The sequence below is a fragment of the Microbacterium sp. ZW T2_14 genome (assembly GCF_044987405.1).
Lineage (GTDB): Bacteria > Actinomycetota > Actinomycetes > Actinomycetales > Microbacteriaceae > Microbacterium.
Genome location: NZ_JBJDRK010000002.1, coordinates 118,622 through 134,936, shown reverse-complemented (window position 1 = coordinate 134,936; position 16,315 = coordinate 118,622). Strand labels below are relative to the sequence as shown.

17 protein-coding genes are annotated in these 16,315 nt (G+C 70.3%); 9 read left to right on the top strand and 8 right to left on the bottom strand.

Annotation, left to right across the window (positions count from 1 at the left end):
• Nucleotides 1-271 precede the first annotated feature (271 nt).
• Nucleotides 272-982, top strand: a complete 711-nt coding sequence (gene fabG, locus ACI3KY_RS01615) for a 3-oxoacyl-ACP reductase FabG (RefSeq protein WP_404928458.1) — start codon at nucleotides 272-274, stop codon at nucleotides 980-982.
• Nucleotides 983-1,052: 70 nt separating this feature from the next.
• On the opposite strand, the gene ACI3KY_RS01610 is transcribed toward fabG, so the two are convergent.
• The 3 genes from ACI3KY_RS01610 to ACI3KY_RS01600 are packed head-to-tail and all read right to left on the bottom strand — an operon-like array spanning nucleotide 1,053 to nucleotide 3,746.
• Entirely contained in the window at nucleotides 1,053-1,760 is a 708-nt protein-coding gene (locus ACI3KY_RS01610) for an alpha/beta fold hydrolase (RefSeq protein ID WP_404928456.1), read from the bottom strand.
• A gap of 56 nt (nucleotides 1,761-1,816) precedes the next feature.
• Nucleotides 1,817-2,458 carry a phosphoserine phosphatase SerB gene (gene serB, locus ACI3KY_RS01605; protein WP_404928455.1) on the bottom strand — a complete coding sequence of 214 codons (642 nt, stop codon included), beginning with the start codon at nucleotides 2,456-2,458 and terminating at the stop codon, nucleotides 1,817-1,819.
• A gap of 43 nt (nucleotides 2,459-2,501) precedes the next feature.
• Nucleotides 2,502-3,746 (bottom strand): glucose-1-phosphate adenylyltransferase, encoded by a 1,245-nt coding sequence (locus tag ACI3KY_RS01600; RefSeq protein ID WP_404928453.1) that lies wholly within the window; start codon nucleotides 3,744-3,746, stop codon nucleotides 2,502-2,504.
• Between the two features lie 48 nt (nucleotides 3,747-3,794).
• On the opposite strand from ACI3KY_RS01600, the gene glgA reads away from it, so the two are divergent.
• The 3 genes from glgA (at nucleotide 3,795) to ACI3KY_RS01585 (ending at nucleotide 6,177) form a co-directional block, all read left to right on the top strand.
• Nucleotides 3,795-4,988 (top strand): glycogen synthase, encoded by a 1,194-nt coding sequence (gene glgA, locus ACI3KY_RS01595; RefSeq protein WP_404928451.1) that lies wholly within the window; start codon nucleotides 3,795-3,797, stop codon nucleotides 4,986-4,988.
• A gap of 9 nt (nucleotides 4,989-4,997) precedes the next feature.
• Nucleotides 4,998-5,798 (top strand): ABC transporter ATP-binding protein, encoded by an 801-nt coding sequence (locus tag ACI3KY_RS01590; RefSeq protein ID WP_404928450.1) that lies wholly within the window; start codon nucleotides 4,998-5,000, stop codon nucleotides 5,796-5,798.
• A 121-nt stretch (nucleotides 5,799-5,919) separates the two neighbouring features.
• Nucleotides 5,920-6,177, top strand: a complete 258-nt coding sequence (locus ACI3KY_RS01585; protein WP_194415598.1) for a type B 50S ribosomal protein L31 — start codon at nucleotides 5,920-5,922, stop codon at nucleotides 6,175-6,177.
• 105 nt (nucleotides 6,178-6,282) lie between these two features.
• On the opposite strand, the gene ACI3KY_RS01580 is transcribed toward ACI3KY_RS01585, so the two are convergent.
• The gene (locus ACI3KY_RS01580; protein ID WP_404928448.1) at nucleotides 6,283-7,014 is read right to left on the bottom strand and encodes an exonuclease domain-containing protein; all 732 of its coding nucleotides are present in this window, start codon (nucleotides 7,012-7,014) and stop codon (nucleotides 6,283-6,285) included.
• Between the two features lie 88 nt (nucleotides 7,015-7,102).
• On the opposite strand from ACI3KY_RS01580, the gene ACI3KY_RS01575 reads away from it, so the two are divergent.
• A complete protein-coding gene (locus tag ACI3KY_RS01575; RefSeq protein ID WP_404928447.1) occupies nucleotides 7,103-8,002 on the top strand; it encodes an alpha/beta fold hydrolase in 900 nt (299 codons plus the stop codon).
• Here ACI3KY_RS01575 and ACI3KY_RS01570 read toward each other — a convergent pair.
• A complete protein-coding gene (locus ACI3KY_RS01570; protein WP_404928446.1) occupies nucleotides 7,962-8,516 on the bottom strand; it encodes a CGNR zinc finger domain-containing protein in 555 nt (184 codons plus the stop codon). The genes ACI3KY_RS01575 and ACI3KY_RS01570 overlap by 41 nt on opposite strands.
• A 75-nt stretch (nucleotides 8,517-8,591) precedes the next feature.
• Here ACI3KY_RS01570 and ACI3KY_RS01565 point away from each other — a divergent pair, with 75 nt between their 5' ends.
• Complete coding sequence (locus ACI3KY_RS01565; protein WP_404928445.1) at nucleotides 8,592-9,596, top strand: EamA family transporter; 1,005 nt, start codon at nucleotides 8,592-8,594, stop codon at nucleotides 9,594-9,596.
• Here ACI3KY_RS01565 and ACI3KY_RS01560 read toward each other — a convergent pair.
• Entirely contained in the window at nucleotides 9,571-10,041 is a 471-nt protein-coding gene (locus tag ACI3KY_RS01560) for an Lrp/AsnC family transcriptional regulator (protein ID WP_194415588.1), read from the bottom strand. The genes ACI3KY_RS01565 and ACI3KY_RS01560 overlap by 26 nt on opposite strands.
• 165 nt (nucleotides 10,042-10,206) lie before the next feature.
• Between ACI3KY_RS01560 and pdhA the strand changes: the two genes are divergently transcribed.
• Genes pdhA through ACI3KY_RS01545 form a run of 3 tightly spaced genes read left to right on the top strand, consistent with a single transcriptional unit; the run spans nucleotide 10,207 to nucleotide 13,747 of the window.
• Nucleotides 10,207-11,337, top strand: a complete 1,131-nt coding sequence (gene pdhA, locus ACI3KY_RS01555; RefSeq protein ID WP_404928443.1) for a pyruvate dehydrogenase (acetyl-transferring) E1 component subunit alpha — start codon at nucleotides 10,207-10,209, stop codon at nucleotides 11,335-11,337.
• 2 nt (nucleotides 11,338-11,339) lie between these two features.
• A complete protein-coding gene (locus ACI3KY_RS01550) occupies nucleotides 11,340-12,350 on the top strand; it encodes an alpha-ketoacid dehydrogenase subunit beta (protein WP_404928442.1) in 1,011 nt (336 codons plus the stop codon).
• Nucleotides 12,350-13,747 carry a dihydrolipoamide acetyltransferase family protein gene (locus ACI3KY_RS01545; RefSeq protein WP_404928441.1) on the top strand — a complete coding sequence of 466 codons (1,398 nt, stop codon included), beginning with the start codon at nucleotides 12,350-12,352 and terminating at the stop codon, nucleotides 13,745-13,747. Before ACI3KY_RS01550 ends, ACI3KY_RS01545 begins: the two co-directional genes overlap by 1 nt.
• A gap of 38 nt (nucleotides 13,748-13,785) precedes the next feature.
• On the opposite strand, the gene ACI3KY_RS01540 is transcribed toward ACI3KY_RS01545, so the two are convergent.
• Complete coding sequence (locus ACI3KY_RS01540) at nucleotides 13,786-15,597, bottom strand: alkaline phosphatase family protein (RefSeq protein ID WP_404928440.1); 1,812 nt, start codon at nucleotides 15,595-15,597, stop codon at nucleotides 13,786-13,788.
• A 30-nt stretch (nucleotides 15,598-15,627) separates the two neighbouring features.
• On the bottom strand, nucleotides 15,628-16,224 hold the full coding sequence (locus ACI3KY_RS01535; RefSeq protein ID WP_404928439.1) for a TetR/AcrR family transcriptional regulator: 597 nt from the start codon (nucleotides 16,222-16,224) through the stop codon (nucleotides 15,628-15,630).
• Nucleotides 16,225-16,315 lie beyond the last annotated feature (91 nt).

Here is a 16,315-nt window from a genome sequence, read left to right as displayed (position 1 = left end):
GGGTATGCCCCCGGCGCGGGCGCCGGAGCAGGGCGGCGCCTACCCGCCCGTTCCCCCCGCTCCGGCGCCCGCGCCGGAGCGGGGGGAACGGGCGGGTAGGCGCCGCCCTGCTCCGGTGCGGGGTTCTGCGGGTTCTGGTCGCTCACGGCGGGCCTTTCGTCAGGGTCTGGACCCAGCGTCCCAGCGGTGCCCCGGGGTGTCAAACGAGCCGGGACCGGCGCGCGGGCGCCGATAGGCTGGTGCGGATCCGCCACAACCCCGGGAGTGCACCATGTCCACCGATCGCGTCGTCCTCGTCACCGGCGGAAACCGCGGCATCGGCCGCGCCATCGCGGAGCGCTTCGTCGCCGAGGGGTACCGGGTCGCGGTGACCGCGCGTTCCGGTGAGGGTCCCGAGGGCACCCTCACGGTGCGGGCGGACGTGACGGATGCCGCATCCGTCGACGCCGCCTTCACCGAGGTCGAGCAAGCGCTCGGTCCGGTCGAGATCGTGGTGGCGAATGCCGGCATCACGAAGGACACCCTGCTGCTGCGCATGACGGAGGAGGACTTCGACAGCGTCGTCGCCACCAACCTCGGCGGCGCCTTCCGCGTCGTCAAGCGGGCGTCGAAGGGCATGCTGCGCGCACGGTGGGGCCGCGTCGTGCTCATCTCCAGCGTCGTCGGACTCTACGGCTCGGCGGGCCAGATCAACTACGCCGCGTCCAAGAGCGCCCTCGTCGGCTTCGCCCGCTCGCTCACCCGTGAACTGGGTGCCCGCGGCATCACCGCGAACGTCGTCGCACCGGGTTTCATCGAGACCGACATGACGGCCGAGCTCTCGGACGACACGCAGGCCGAGTACAAGAAGAGCATCCCGGCCGGGCGCTTCGCGTCGGCCGACGAGGTGGCGGGCGTTGTCACGTGGATCTCCTCGGACGACGCGGCCTACATCTCGGGCGCCGTGATCCCCGTCGACGGCGGCCTCGGCATGGGGCACTGAGCCCGGGCACTGCTCCGCGCTTCGACGTGCGCAGCGACCCGGCCAGGCGGCCGCTGAGCCCGTCGAAGGGTCAGCCGATCGCCCGGAGGATCGCCTCGGCGACCGCGCCGGGACGGGAGAACTGCGGCCAGTGGCCCGTGGCGTCGCCCGGCGCCCCGAGCTCGATCACGTCCAGGCGCTGCAGCGCGGCGAGTTCGGCCGCCCACGACGGAGCCTTCTCGACGATCTCGCGGATCTGCGCCTCGGGCACCGTGCTCGTGATGATGGTGGCGGGCACGGCTCGACGTCGTTCGTCGGTGAGTCGAATCGGGTCGGTCGGCACCCGCTCGGGCACGGACTTCGCGCGAGCCGCGACCTCCTGCCGCGTCTGCGCGTCGAGATCGGCCACGTCGGGCTCGTCGAAGAAGTCCCAGCCCGGAAACGGGATCACGCCGTCCACGACGGGGAACTCCGAGATGGAGCCGCCCTCGCCGGGCGGGAAGGTGTCGAGGAACACCACGTGCTCGACGCGATCGGGCCGGGCGTCGACGGCGCCGTACGCCACGTTGCCGCCACCCGAGTGGCCGACGATGGCCACCGCACCGTCGAGGCGATCGAGCTCGTCGACGGTCGCCGCGATCCAGTCGGCGATGCCGATGCCGGCCGACTCGGCGCCCGGCGTCCCGACACCCGGCATGGTCAAGGCATGTGTGCGGTGCCCGGCGGCCTCGAGAGCGGGGGAGACCTCACCCCACGAAGACGCGTCGAGCCAGAGTCCGGGAACGAGGATGATGTGCATGCCCCGACGCTACCGACGGGAACCGACATCGGGATACCCGCCCAGCGCGAGACCTCCTAGGGCAGAAGGGCGATGACCTCGGCGAGGTCGACCGGCCCCACCACCACGTCGGCGCGTGCCCGCACGGCGGGCTTGGCGTTGAAGGCCACGCCGAGTCCGGCGACCGCCATCATCTCGAGGTCGTTCGCGCCGTCGCCGATCGCGATGGTGCGAGTGAGCGGCACGCCGCGCTCGGAGGACCATTCGCGCAGCGCAGCCGCCTTGCCCGCGGCATCCACGATCCCGCCGTCCACGACGCCGCTCAGCGCGCCGTCGCGCGTGGCCAGCCGATTCGCGCGCCACACGTCCACCCCGAGGTCGGGGGCGACGGTGTCGAGGATCTCGTGGAAGCCGCCCGACACCACGCCCACAGCGCCGCCGCGCTCGTGCACGGCCCGGATGAGCTCGCGCACGCCCGGAGTCGGCTCGATGCGCGCCAGCACGCGCGTGAACGCGGCGACCGGCACCCCCTCGAGCGCCTCGACGCGCGAGCGCAGGCTGGTCGCGAAGTCGACCTCGCCGCGCATGGCGGCCTCGGTCGCCGCCGCCACCTCGGCGCCGCGCCCGGCCTCGTCGGCGATCAGCTCGATGACCTCGTTGCGGATGAGGGTCGAGTCGGCGTCGAGCACCACGAGGAAGCGTGCGGGAGCGGCGGGCATCCCTCCACGCTAGCGGGACGCGGTCCCCGCTCCCGACCGTGCGTCACCGCTCGACGCGGAATCCCTTTCCGACCACGGTGATGCCGCTGTCGGTGATCGTGAAGCCGCGGGCGAGGTCCTTCTCGCGGTCGACGCCGACCGTGGCGCCCTCGTCGAGGACCACGTTCTTGTCGAGGATCGCGCGATGAACGCGGGCGCCGGCGCCGACGTGGACATGATCGAAGAGCACCGAGTCGGTGATCGTCGAGCCGCCCCCTGCGAGCGTCCACGGGCCGACGACGCTCCGCTCGAGATGCGTGCCCGACAGCACGGACCCCAGTGACACGATCGAGTCGATCGCGTTGCCGATGCGGCCCACCGAGTCGCGCACGAACTTCGCCGGCGGCGAGTTGACCGCCTGCGAGTGGATCGGCCAGTCCGTGTTGTACAGGTTGAAGATGGGCAGCGTCGAGATCAGGTCGCGGTGCGCGTCGAAGAACGAGTCGATCGTGCCGACGTCGCGCCAGTAGTAGCGGTCGCGGGGTGTCGAGCCGGGCACGTCGTTGCGGTTCATGTCGTAGACGCCCGCCTCGCCTCTGCCGACGAAGTAGGGGATGATGTCGCCGCCCATGTCGTGGTTCGAGGTCGGCAGCTCTCCGTCGGACTCGACCGCCTCGATCAGCGCGTCGGTGTCGAAGATGTAGTTGCCCATCGAGGCGAGCACCTGGTCGGGGGCGTCGCCCAGCCCGACCGGGTTCTGCGGCTTCTCGAGGAACTCGCGGATGCGCATCGGGTCTTCGGGGTCCACGTCGATGACGCCGAACTGGTTCGCGAGCGAGATCGGCTGACGGATGCCGGCGACCGTGGCCCGCGCGCCGGATTCGATGTGCGCGGCGAGCATCTGCCTGAAGTCCATCCGATAGACGTGGTCGGCGCCGATCACGATGACGATGTCGGGCTGCTCGTCGTTGATGAGGTTGAGGCTCTGCAGGATCGCGTCGGCCGAGCCCGAGAACCAGCGCTTGCCGAGACGCTGCTGCGCGGGCACGGAAGTGACGTAGGAGTCCAGCAGCGCCGACATCCGCCAGGTCTGCGAGATGTGGCGGTCGAGGCTGTGGGATTTGTACTGCGTGAGGACGACGATCTGCCGAAGGCCCGAATTGATCAGGTTCGATATCGCGAAATCGATGAGCCGGTATTGGCCCCCGAACGGGACGGCGGGCTTGGCGCGATCCGCGGTCAACGGCATCAGCCGCTTCCCTTCGCCGCCGGCGAGGATGATTCCGAAGACCTTGGGTGCAGCTGGCATGGCCCCCACACTATGACGCGTTCCGGGCGGTGTACTAGCGTTCGAGACATGCGAGTCGACATCGTCACCAAGGAGTACCCTCCGGAGATCTACGGCGGAGCCGGTGTGCACGTGACGGAACTCGTCAAGGCGCTGCGATCCAGCATCGACGTGCGGGTGCGCGCCTTCGGCGGCGAGCGCGACGAGGAGGGCACGACGTCGTACGGCGTGCCGGCGGAGCTGTCGGGCGCGAACGCCGCGGTCCAGACGCTCGGCACGGATCTCGAGATCGTGACGGATGTCGCCGGCGCCGACGTCGTGCACAGTCACACCTGGTACGCGAACCTCGCAGGGCACCTGGCGTCGCTGCTGCACGGCATCCCGCACATCGTGACGGCCCACAGCCTCGAGCCGCTGCGGCCGTGGAAGGCGGAGCAGCTCGGCGGGGGCTACGCCGTCTCGAGCTGGATCGAGAAGTCGTCCTATGAGGGTGCCGCGGCGATCGTCGCGGTGAGCAACGGCATGCGCGAAGACATCCTGCGCAGCTACCCGGCGCTGGACCCCGACCGGGTTCGCGTCATCTACAACGGCATCGACGTCGACGCCTGGCATCCGGTGGAGGATCCGGCGCTGCTGAGCGAGCTGGGCATCGACCCCGCGAGGCCGTCCGTGGTCTTCGTGGGGCGCATCACGCGGCAGAAGGGCCTGCCCTACTTCCTGCGTGCCGCCGAGCGCCTGCCCGCCGATGTGCAGGTGATCCTCGCCGCCGGAGCCCCCGACACGCCCCAGATCATGGCCGAGGTCGAAGGGCTCGTGCGGGGACTGCAGGACACGCGCGACGGCGTCGTCTGGCTCGACAGGATGCTGTCGCGCCACGAGCTGTGCACGATCCTCAGCGCGGCGACGACCTTCGTCTGCCCCTCGGTGTACGAACCCCTGGGCATCGTGAACCTCGAGGCGATGGCCTGTGGCGCGGCGGTCGTCGGGACGGCGACCGGCGGCATCCCCGAGGTCGTCGTCGACGGGGTCACCGGGCGCCTGGTGCCCATCGAGCAGGTGCAGGACGGTACCGGGACGCCGATCGACCCAGAGCGCTACGTGGCCGACCTCGCCCGGGTGCTGACCGAGGTGGTGGGCGATCCGGAGCGTGCGCGGCAGTACGGTGCGGCCGGGCGGCGCCGGGCGACCGAGGACTTCAGCTGGCAGCGCATCGCCGATCAGACGGCAGAGCTGTACGCGGAGGTGGCTGCCGGCGGCCGTTAGGCTGGTCGCATGACACAGGTGCTCGAGTTCTCCGACGTCGTCGTCCGCCGAAACGCCCGGAACATCGTCGACCACCTGAACTGGACCATCAACGACGACGAGCGCTGGGTCGTGCTCGGGCCCAACGGCGCCGGCAAGACCACGGTGCTCCAGATGGCCGACACGCTGCTGCACCCCTCGGCGGGCACCGTGACGATCCTGGGCGAGCGACTGGGTCGCACCGACGTCTTCGAACTGCGGCCGCGGATCGGGTTCGCGTCCTCGGCGATGGCACGTCGCGTGCCGCCCGAGGAGACGGTCCTCAACGTCGTGCTGACCGCCGCGTACTCGGTGCTGGGCCGTTGGCGCGAGGACTACGAAGACATCGACGAGCGCCGCGCCCTGCGGGTGCTCGCCGAGTGGAAGCTCGACCACCTGGCCGATCGCACCTTCGGCACGCTCAGCGACGGCGAGCAGAAGCGGGTGCAGATCGCGCGCGCCGTCATGACCGATCCCGAGCTGCTGCTCCTCGATGAGCCGACGGCGAGCCTCGACCTGGGTGCCCGCGAAGAGCTGCTGATGCTGCTGAGCGGCTACGCCCAGGCGCCCACGACGCCGGCGATGATCATGGTCACGCATCACGTGGAGGAGATCCCGATCGGCTTCACGCACGTGCTGCTGCTGCGCGACGGCCAGGCGGTGGCGGCCGGCCCGATCCGCGAGACGCTCACGGCGGAGGCCCTCACCGACACGTTCGGCGTCCCCATCCGCCTCACCGAGGACGGCGGCCGCTTCGCCGCCCGCGCCGCGCAGCCGGTCGCCGCTTCCTGAGCCCGTCGAGGGACGGTTCGGCAAGCGCTCGCGAGCCTGATAGAATCTTTCTTTGGTGCGCTCGCACCACAGACTTTGACCGCCCTGGCAAAATCCAGGGCACCACCCTCAAAGGACCATCATGAAGACTGACCTCCACCCGGACTACCAGGCCGTCGTGTTCCGTGACCTCGGCTCGGGCGAGACCTTCCTCACCCGCTCGACGGTCACCAGCGACAAGACGATCGAGCTCGACGGCGTCGAGTACCCCGTCATCGACGTGGAGATCTCGTCCGCCTCGCACCCGTTCTACACGGGCAAGCAGCGCATCATGGACTCGGCCGGTCGTGTCGAGAAGTTCAACCAGCGCTTCAAGAACTTCGGCGGCGCTTCCAAGTAAGCACGCCCGCACGGAAGACCCCGCCTCGGCGGGGTCTTCTGCTTTCCGCCGGGGAGCGGCGGTGGCTCCGCAGCGGGTCAGCGGATCGGCCAGCGGGTCAGCGGGTCAGCGGACCGGCCAGCGGCCGTCGAGCCGCTCCTCGGGGTCGAGCCGACCGATGCGCACGAAGTACTCGGTGAGGCTCTCGGCCTGCGCGCGGGCCCAGCCGATCTGGCGGGTGTGCAATTCGTGCACGGTGTCGGGGAGCCAGGGAGCGAAGCGTTCGGCGAGCGCCTGCGCCACGCGTCCGGCAGCGACGGCATCGGCCGATGCCTCGTGCGCCGCGTCCAGTCGCACCGCGTAGTGCGCCGCGACGATCTCGAGCGTGCGCTTGCCCTTCCGCCAGCGGTCGTACGCCTTGTCGACGACCAGCGGATCGATGACGGGCGACGGATTCTCGATGGGCACGACACCGTGCCGGAGCGACTCGTACTTCAGCAGCGAGAAGTCGAAGGGCGCGTTGTAGGCCACGACCGGGATGCCGGCGTCCAGCAGTGCTCGCACGGCTTCGACCACCTCGGCCACGACGTCGGGGGCCGGCCGGCCCTGCGCACGCGCCTGCGCGGTCGAGATGCCGTGGATGGCGCTGGCGCCTTCGGGGATGTCGACGCCGGGATCGGCGAGCCAATCACGTGCGCGGATGACGCGGCCCGCGGCATCCAGCAGTCCGACATGGGCCGTCACGATGCGGTCGGCGGTGACGTCGACGCCGGTGGTCTCGAGGTCGAACACCCCGATCATCCGCACCCAGTCCGGCACGTCCCAGAGCGACAGCTGTTCGGGACGCGGGCGGCTCATGCCGATCACGGTATGCGTCGCCCCCGACATCGGAGCACAGGCGCACCGCGCACAGGCCAGGCCCGGGCGGGCCTCGTAGACTCGACGCGTGACTGCGCCCAACCCCTACGCACCCCTTCTCGACGAGATCGCCGTCGAGCGCCGCGAGGTCGGTGTGCTGGGCGGGTCCACGGCGTACTGGGTCTACGGTCCCGCCGATGCGGCCGTCACGATCGTCGCGGTCCACGGCTTCCGCGGCGAGCACCACGGCCTCGAGCCGGTGGTGGCGCACCTTCCGTCGCTCCGGGTGATCTCACCCGACCTGCCGGGGTTCGGCGAGACGGCACCGGTGCCGGGGCGACGACACGATCTCGCGCTGTATGCGGACTGGCTCCGCGAGTTCTCGGCCGCCGTCGCGCCGGGCGCGGTGATCCTCGGCCACTCGTTCGGCTCGATCGTGGTGGCGGCCGCGATCGCGGGCGGTCTGCAGACGCCGCGCATGATCCTCGTGAACCCGATCGGAGCGCCCGCGCTCGAGGGGCCGCGCGGCGTTCTCACGCGGCTCGCGGTCTTCTACTACTGGGCGGGCGCGAAGCTCCCGAAGCGGCTCGGTGACGCACTGCTGCGCAACGGCCTCATCGTGCGGGTCATGAGCGTATCGATGGCGAAGACCAAGGACCCCGGCATCCGTCGATTCGTGCACGATCAGCACGACACCTACTTCTCGCGCTTCGCGGACCGCGACGTGCTGCACGACGCGTTCGTGGCATCGGTGTCGAACGACGTGCGCGCGTTCGCGCCGCGCATCGTGCAGCCGACGCTGCTGGTGGCGGCGCAGCGCGACGACATCACGCCCATCGAGGCGGAGCGACGCCTCGCCACGATGTTCCCCGACGCGGAGCTCGTCGAGATCCCGGACGTCGGGCACCTGATCCACTACGAGACGCCGGCAGCGGCGGCCGACGCCATCACGCGGTTCGTCGCGCCTTCCGCTGCCGATACGCGTTGACGTTCATCCGGTTGCCGCAGTTGCCGATGTCGCAGTAGCGCTTCGACCCGTTCTTCGAGAAGTCGACGTAGACGCCGTCGCAGTCGTCCGCGGCGCAGATCCGCACGCGGTCGTACTCGTCGGCGCGGATGACGTCGACGAACGCGAGCGCCGCTTCGACGAGCACGCGCGTGGCGAGGGGCGCATCATCGCTGGTCGCGTGGATGTGCCAGTCGAAGCCGTCGTGGATGACCAGCCGGGGGAGAGCCCTGCCGTCGCGCAGCATCTCGTTGACGATCGGCACGGCGCCGTCGCGGTCGACCTCCCACAGCTGCCGCAGGCGCGGCCGGACGTCGCGCAGGGCGGCGAGCTCTGCGGCGTCGCGCCGGATCACGCCGGTGTAGGGGTTGACCCGCAGGTAGTCGTCGAAGTCGTCCAGGGTCGTCAGGGCGTCTTCGTCGTCGTAGCCGGGCAGCGTGTTCACCAGGTACGACGCCGCGCGCAGGTTCTGCTCGGTGTCATGAATGAAAACCACGTTGACTCCTGACAACTCGGTCGGGTACTGTCACCAGTGTAAGCACCTTTCACTCCTGACAGTCGGATGCCGCCCATGACCTCGACCGCGTCCCGTCCCGTCGCCCTGCCGAGCGCGGCGCCCGGCTCGAGCGCCCGGCTGCGCACCACCGGCTTGATCATGGGCGTGGCATCGGCGCTGGCGTTCTCGTCGAGCGGACCGTTCATCAAGCCGCTCCTCGAGGCCGGATGGTCGCTCGGCGCGGCGCTGCTCGTGCGGATGGGTGTCGCGGGACTCGTCCTGTCACCGGCGCTGTTCCTTGCCATGAAGCGGCAGCGCGGCTTCCTGCGCCGGCACTGGCGGCTCATCGTCGGCTTCGGCCTGATGCCCGTGCTCGGCTGCCAGCTCTTCTTCTTCTCCGCGATGCAGCGGATGCCGGTGGCCGTAGCCCTGCTGATCCAATACCTCGCGCCGGTCATGCTCGTGGTCGCCGTGTGGGTGCGCACCCGGAAGGCGCCGTCCGCGCTCGTGCTGTGGGGCTCGCTCGTGGCGATCGTGGGGCTCGTGCTGGTCGTCGACATCTCTGGCGCGTCGTTCGACCTGATCGGGACCCTGCTCGCGCTCGCGGCGGCTGTCTGCGTGTGCGCCTATTTCGTGATCTCGGAGCGCGCCGGCGACGATCTCCCGCCGCTCGCGCTGGCGGCGAGCGGTCTGCTGACCGGCGCCGTCGTGATGGGCATCCTCTGCGCCACCGGCATCATGCCCTTCCAGGCTCCCGCCGTCTCGGTGGTGCTGGCCGGCACCGCCGTACCGTGGTGGATGCCGCTCCTCTGGGTCGCGGGCGTCGCGACGACGCTCGGCTACGCGTTCGGCGTGATGGCGGTTCCGCGCATCGGCTCGCGCGTGGCGTCGTTCGTCGGGCTGTCGGAAGTCCTGTTCGCCCTCATGTTCGCGTGGATCTTCCTCGCCGAGGTGCCCGCGCCGATCCAGTTCGCCGGCGGCGCGCTGATCCTCGTGGGCGTCGTGCTGGTGCGCGCCGACGCCACGGGCAGTGCGCAGGCCACTCCTGCCGTGCCTATTCCTCTCGCGCCAGCTCCATGAGCGGAGTGACCCGATGGGCGATGACCTCGCCCATCACGAGGGACGTCTCGGTGCGCTCGACCCCTTCGATGGCGAGGATGCGGGCGTCGGTGTCGAACAGATGCTGCGTGTCGCGGCAGGCGACGCGCACCAGCAGATCGACCTGACCCGACAGGCCGTGCGCCTGCACCACCTCGGGTACACGGGCGAGTTCGACGGCGATGCGGGGGAGATCCGCCTGGCGCACGATGACACTGATGAACGCCTCGATCGGAAAGCCCAGCGACGCCGATGAGATGGCCCGCTCGTACGACAGGAACACCCCTGCCTTCTCCAGGCGGGACATGCGGGCCTGCACCGTGTTGCGCGAGAGGCCGAGCCGTTCGGCGAGTGCGACGACGGTCGCTCGCGGATCGGCGGAGAGCGCTGCCAGCAGCTCAAGGTCGACGTGATCGAGGGCACTCATAGTGCGAAACGTTAGCACGGTCTGAGCGGTCGTGACTTATCAACATGCTCAGGCAGATCATGAATGCTTGAGCGAGGTGCGAGACCGACGTAGCCTCGAGGTAGTCGGCGACGAAGCCGGCGGACGCGAAGCGGCTCCTCACGAGGGAGCCCGCAACGAGGAGTGATGACGATGACGCACACCCTGACACCGACAGCCGACCTCGCCACCGACATCGACGATGTCGCGCGACTGCTGACTCCCGACGGCGAGCGCATCGCCGACCCCGAACTGGACCGCTGGGTCGCCGACGTCGACGCCACCACACTGCGCGGCCTGTACCGCGACATGGTGCTGCTGCGACGGATCGACACCGAGGGTGTCGCGCTGCAGCGGCAGGGCCAGCTCGGCCTGTGGCCGCCCTGCCAGGGGCAGGAGGCCACTCAGATCGGCACGGCGCGCGCGCTGCGCGCCGACGACTTCGCCTTCCCGAGCTATCGCGAGACCGGCGTGGTCTACGCGCGCGGCGGCAAGCCCTCGGACTTCGTGCTCGCGTGGCGTGGCGAGGAGCACTCGACGTACAACCCGTACGACATCAACACCGCCACGCAGCAGATCATCATCGGCGCCCAGGCGCTGCACGCCGTCGGCTATGCGATGGGCGTCCAGCGCGACGGCACCGACCAGGTCTCGGTCGCGTATTTCGGCGACGGCGCGTCAAGTCAGGGTGACGTCAACGAGGCGATGGTGTTCGCCGCGTCGTTCCAGGCGCCGGTGGTCTTCGTGTGCACGAACAACCAGTGGGCGATCTCCGAGCCCGTCACCGTGCAGGCGAAGTTCCCGATCGCCGGGCGGGCGCCGGGCTTCGGCATCCCGAGCATGCGCGTGGACGGCAACGATGTGCTCGCCTGCTTCGCGGCGATGCGCTGGGCGCTCGACATCGCGCGCCGCGGCGACGGACCGGCCTTCATCGAGGCCGTGACGTACCGCATGGGCCCGCACACCACCTCCGACGACCCGACGCGCTACCGCGACAAGGAGGAGGTCGAGAAGTGGCGCCGCCGCGACCCGATCACCCGCCTGGAAGCACTGCTGCGCGCACGGGGCGAGTTCGACGAGGAGTTCATCTCCCGCGTCGAGACCGATGCCGACGCCCTCGCTGCCGGTGTGCGCGAGGCCGCGATGACCGCCACGACCCGCGCGCCGCTCACCGTGCTCGACAACGTCTACGCCGAGCCGCACTCGGGGATCGACGAGCAGCGCGAGTGGTTCGGCGCCTACCTCGACGGGTTCGCCCCCGCCGCCGAGGAGGTGTGACGATGGCGCAGCTCACGATGGCGAAGGCCATCAACGAAGGACTCCGCCGCGCCATGGCCGACGACCCCAAGGTGCTCGTCATGGGAGAGGACATCGGCAAGCTCGGCGGCGTCTTCCGCATCACGGACGGACTGCTCGACGAATTCGGTTCGCAGCGGGTGGTCGACACGCCGCTCGCCGAGGCGGGCATCATGGGCACAGCTGTGGGGCTCGCGTTCCGCGGCTATCGGCCCGTCGTCGAGATCCAGTTCGACGGCTTCGTGTATCCGGCGTTCGACCAGATCGTGTGCCAGGTCGCCAAGCTGCACTACCGCACGCGCGGCAACGTCACGATGCCGATCACGATCCGCATCCCGTGGGCGGGCGGCGTCGGCGCGGCCGAGCATCACTCGGAGTCGCCGGAGGCCTACTTCGTCCACACCTCGGGACTCCGGGTGGTCGCGGTGTCGAACCCGCAGGACGCATACGTCATGCTGCGCCAGGCGATCGCGTCGAACGATCCCGTGGTCTACTTCGAACCGAAGCGCCTCTATCACTCCAAGGGCGAGGTGGACCTCGATGTCCAGCTGGCGGATGCTCCGCCCATGGGTCTCGCGCGCATCGCCCGAGAGGGAACCGACGTGACGCTCCTGACCTACGGCTCGCAGGTCGCGACCGCGATGGACGCCGCCACCGCCGCCGAGGACGACGGCGTGTCGATCGAGGTCATCGACCTCCGATCCATCTCGCCCGTCGACTACCGCACCGTGACGGCATCCGTCCGCAAGACGGGGAGGGTCGTCGTCACGCACGAGGCGGCCCGCGAGGCGGGCGTCGGTGCCGAGCTCATCGCGAGCGTGACCGAGCGGTGCTTCAACTACCTCGAGGCGGCGCCCCAGCGGGTCACCGGCCACGACATCCCGTACCCGCCGGCGAAGCTCGAGAAGCACCATCTGCCCGACCTCGACCGGATCCTCGACGCCGTCGATCGCGTCATGGACCGGCCGAACAGCCTGAGCGGGGTGCGCGACTGATGGCGCAGGACTTCCGGCTCCCCGACCTCGGCGAAGGCCTTCCCGAGGCCGAGCTCGTGCAGTGGCTCGTCGCCGTGGGCGACACGGTCGCCCTCAACCAGACGATCGCCGAGGTCGAGACGGCCAAGGCCGTCGTCGAGCTGCCCTCCCCGTACGCGGGCACCGTGACGGCGTTGCACGCCGAGACGGGCGACGTCATCGCGGTCGGCTCGGTGCTGATCTCGTTCGACACCGGAGCGGCCGAGTCCGCACCGCCGGCGCCGGCGCCGGCCGCCGAGGAGAAGACCGCCGAGGAGAAAGCCGCCGAACCGTCCTCCCAGCCGAACCTCGTCGGCTACGGCGCCGCGCCCCGGAGTGCGGCCCGGCCCCAGCGGCGTGCGCGCGTGGCGGGGACCGTCGCGGCGACATCCGACACCGCAGTCCTGGAAGCGGCGCCGCACGACGCGATCCCGTTCGCCGACGTCGGCGAACGGACGGTCGAGCGCCCCCGTTCGACGCCGCCGGTGCGCAAGCTCGCCAAGCAGCTCGGTGTGGACCTCGCGCTCGTCGAGGCGACGGGCGCGTCCGGCGTGATCACACGCGCCGACGTGGAGGCCTACGCCGAGCGCGTCGGCGCGGTGGCGACGACCTCCACAGCCGCGGAGTCCGCTGAACCGGTCGAGCAGTTCGAGCTGCCACGCTCGGACGACCGACGGGAGCGCACGACGCGCACGCCCATCCGGGGCGTCCGGCGCATGACCGCGGAGGCGATGGTGCGCAGCGCCTTCACCGCGCCGCACGTGACCACGTTCCTGACCGTCGACGTCACCGCCACGAGCGAGCTGATCGCGTCGCTCCGCGCAGACCGCGCCCTTCAGGAGCACCGGATCGGCATCATGGCCGTGGCCGCGAAGGCCGTGTGCCTCGCGCTCGCACGCCACCCGGGGCTGAACTCGAAGTGGGACGACGCGGCGGGGGAGATCGTCGAGCACCACTACGTCAATCTCGGCATCGCGGCGGCGACCGGCCGCGGCCTCGTGGTCCCCAACATCCGCGATGCCCAGGAGCTCACGCTGGTGGAGCTGTCGGACGCCATCCGCGGGCTGGCCGAGACCGCTCGCGCCGGGCGCACCGCGCCGGCCGACATGATGGGCGGCACGTTCTCGATCACGAACGTCGGCGTGTTCGGCGTCGATGCCGGCACGCCGATCATCAATCCCGGCGAGGCCGGCATCCTCGCCCTGGGCGCGGTGCGGCGTCAGCCGTGGGAGCATCGCGGCGAGATCGCCCTGCGCGACGTGATGACGCTCGCCCTGTCGTTCGACCATCGCCTCGTGGACGGTGAGCAGGGGTCGCGCTTCCTCGTCGACGTCGCCGACATCCTGCGCGAGCCCGGGCGGGCGATGCTGCTGCGCTAGAAGGCCGCTGATCGGCCGGCACCTTGGGGGTCGGCCGGTCAGCTCTTCTTCGGGTAGAACAGGCCGAGACCGTGCTTCTGGAGCACCTCGTACGCCTCGGCGTAGGTCTCGGGCTCCGGCGCACCGGGCGGTGCGTAGCGCGCGAGCAGCAGGCCCAGCAGTCCGCGGCCGGGCGGACTCAGCGGCTTGTCCTTGTGCGCGCCGTCGCGGAGGTCGATCCGCTCGTCCTCGTGCGGATTCGGCGGCACGTACATGGGGTGCACGACGGGCCACGTCGACGGATCCCGGGGAGCGTCGAGATTGACCACCGAGAACAGGTCGCGCGCCGTCGCGTCCCGCCGGGTGAGCGGGCGCAGGCCGTGCAGACGCGCGAGGGTCGCCATCACCGCGCCGTGGTGCATCTCGTCGTGCACGATCGTTCCGCTGCGCGTGTACGCCGACACCGCGATCGCGGGCACCCGCACGCCGAGGCGGTCGAACGTGAAGCCCATCTCGCCGGGCACATCGTCGGCGACCGGGGGGACGGCGGCGGGAGGAGGGACGTGGTCGTAGGTGCCGCCATGCTCGTCGAAGGTGATCAGGAGCAGGGTGTTCACTGCGTTGGATCCGCCCGGGGTGGCACTCGACCTGATGGCGTTGTAGACGTCCGCGATGAGCTTCTCGCCGGCGCGCACATCGGAGATGGCGGAGTCGAGCACCGGGGCGCCGTCGACGTCGCTCTCGCGGTACACGCCGAAGGGCGGATGGAAGTCGTTGTGGTTGTAGACCATCCGCGGCTCGATGAACGCGTAGGCCGGCAGGCGGCCGGCTGCCGCGTCCTCGGCGAACTCCGACATATGGCCGAACCGACCGGTGCGCCAGTACTGCTCGAGCACAGGAGCGTGCATGATCCCCGTCAGCGACACCAGCTGCATCTCGTCGAAGTAGATCTTCCACGAGAGGCCCGCCTCCTCGAGCCGGTTGAAGACGGTCGGCGCCGGCGGCGCGTCGAGCCATTTGTCGTAGCCGCCGCCGTGCTTGTTGGTGACGAAGCCGTGCGAGGTCGAGGCGTGGAAGAACGACCGGTTGCAGTAGGTCTGCGACGGGACCGCGGCGAACCAGGCGTCGAAGACCGCGAAGCCCTTGGCCAGCGTCGAGAGCACGGGCAGCTGCTCGGGGGAGAAACTGCCCATGATGTGGGTCGCCTCCTCCACCGTGGGCGCCTGGCCGCGGCGCAGCCGCTCGACGTTGTTCCAGTAGTCGCGGACGAATCCGCTCATCGTCGCCGCGGTGGCGGAGGACGGCGCGTTGAAGGGCGCCGTCATGTCGCCGACCTGGCTGGTCGCATTCGACGCGGGATCCACCGTGCCGAACAGCTGCGTGTTGACGTGTGGGAACTCTTCGCCGGGATCGGGGTTCGGGCGCCCCATCACCTCGTCGGTGGGGCCGCTGTAGGTGTGCGCCACGATCCGCTCGCCGTTCGGGGCGGTGTTGGCGTAGTCGCCGAAAGCGAGCCCGTCGAACGTCGCACCATCGGGGAGGGTGTCGGGCGTGTACAGCCAGCCGAGGAGGTTGTCGAACGAGCGGTTCTCGCCCATGACGACGACGACATGATCGAAGCCGGGCTCGGAGCGCGCGGGCAGGGCAGCCAGGTCGAGCGATCCCTCGCGCACGCCGAGCTCGTGGCCGATGGCGGCACCCGCCGCCGCGCCGACTGCGCCGCCGACCACGAGCCCCGCCGTGGCGATGCCACCGAGCTTCAGGAAGTCGCGCCGCGAGCTGTCGCTGCTCTCTGCGCGCGGGCGCACGACTCGTTCCGCGTCGCCGGACACCTCCGGCTGCGCGTCGTCCGTGTGGCCGTCCCCCGCCATGGTTCGTCCAGGTTAGGCCAACCGGACCGGTCAGGCCGTGAGCGAAGCGCGCGCCATCGAGCGGAGGATGCCGCGCACGTCCCGGTCGCCGGAGCGCGCCCGCGCCGCGCGCACCGTGTGGGGCGTCGAGTTGATGAGTCCGAAGCAGGCATGCGCGCGTACGCGCAGATCCTCCTCGTCTCGCTCCGGGTGGATGGTCGAGAGGATGCCGATCCACACCTCCACATACTCGCGCTGGAGGCGGCGGACGGTGTGGCGGTCGGTGTCGCTGAGGCTGGCGAGATCGCGATCCTGCACCCGGATGACGTCGGCGTCGCGCAGGGCGAACTCGACGTGGAACGCGATGATGGCATCGAGCTGGTCGGTGGGTGCGTCGTGGTCCGACAGCACCGCCTGGCCGCCCGCGAGGAGCCGCTCGCTGACTTCGACGAGGATGGCTCCGAGCAGCGCCTGCTTGTTGGCGAAGTGCCGGTAGAGCGCCGGTCCGCTGACGCCCACCGCTCCGCCGATGTCTTCGAGGCTGACACCGCTGAAGCCGCGTTCGGCGAACAGCGTCGCCGCCTCACGGAGGATGGCCGCGTGGCGGTCGGCCTTCGCGCGATGGCGGTCGGTGGCGGCGTTCGTCATGTCAGTTCTCCGCTTGTCATTTCAGTTAAGGATCGCTAACCTGAGGTTCAGTTAGTGAACACTAACCAATTCGATCGCGTCAGGACAACGG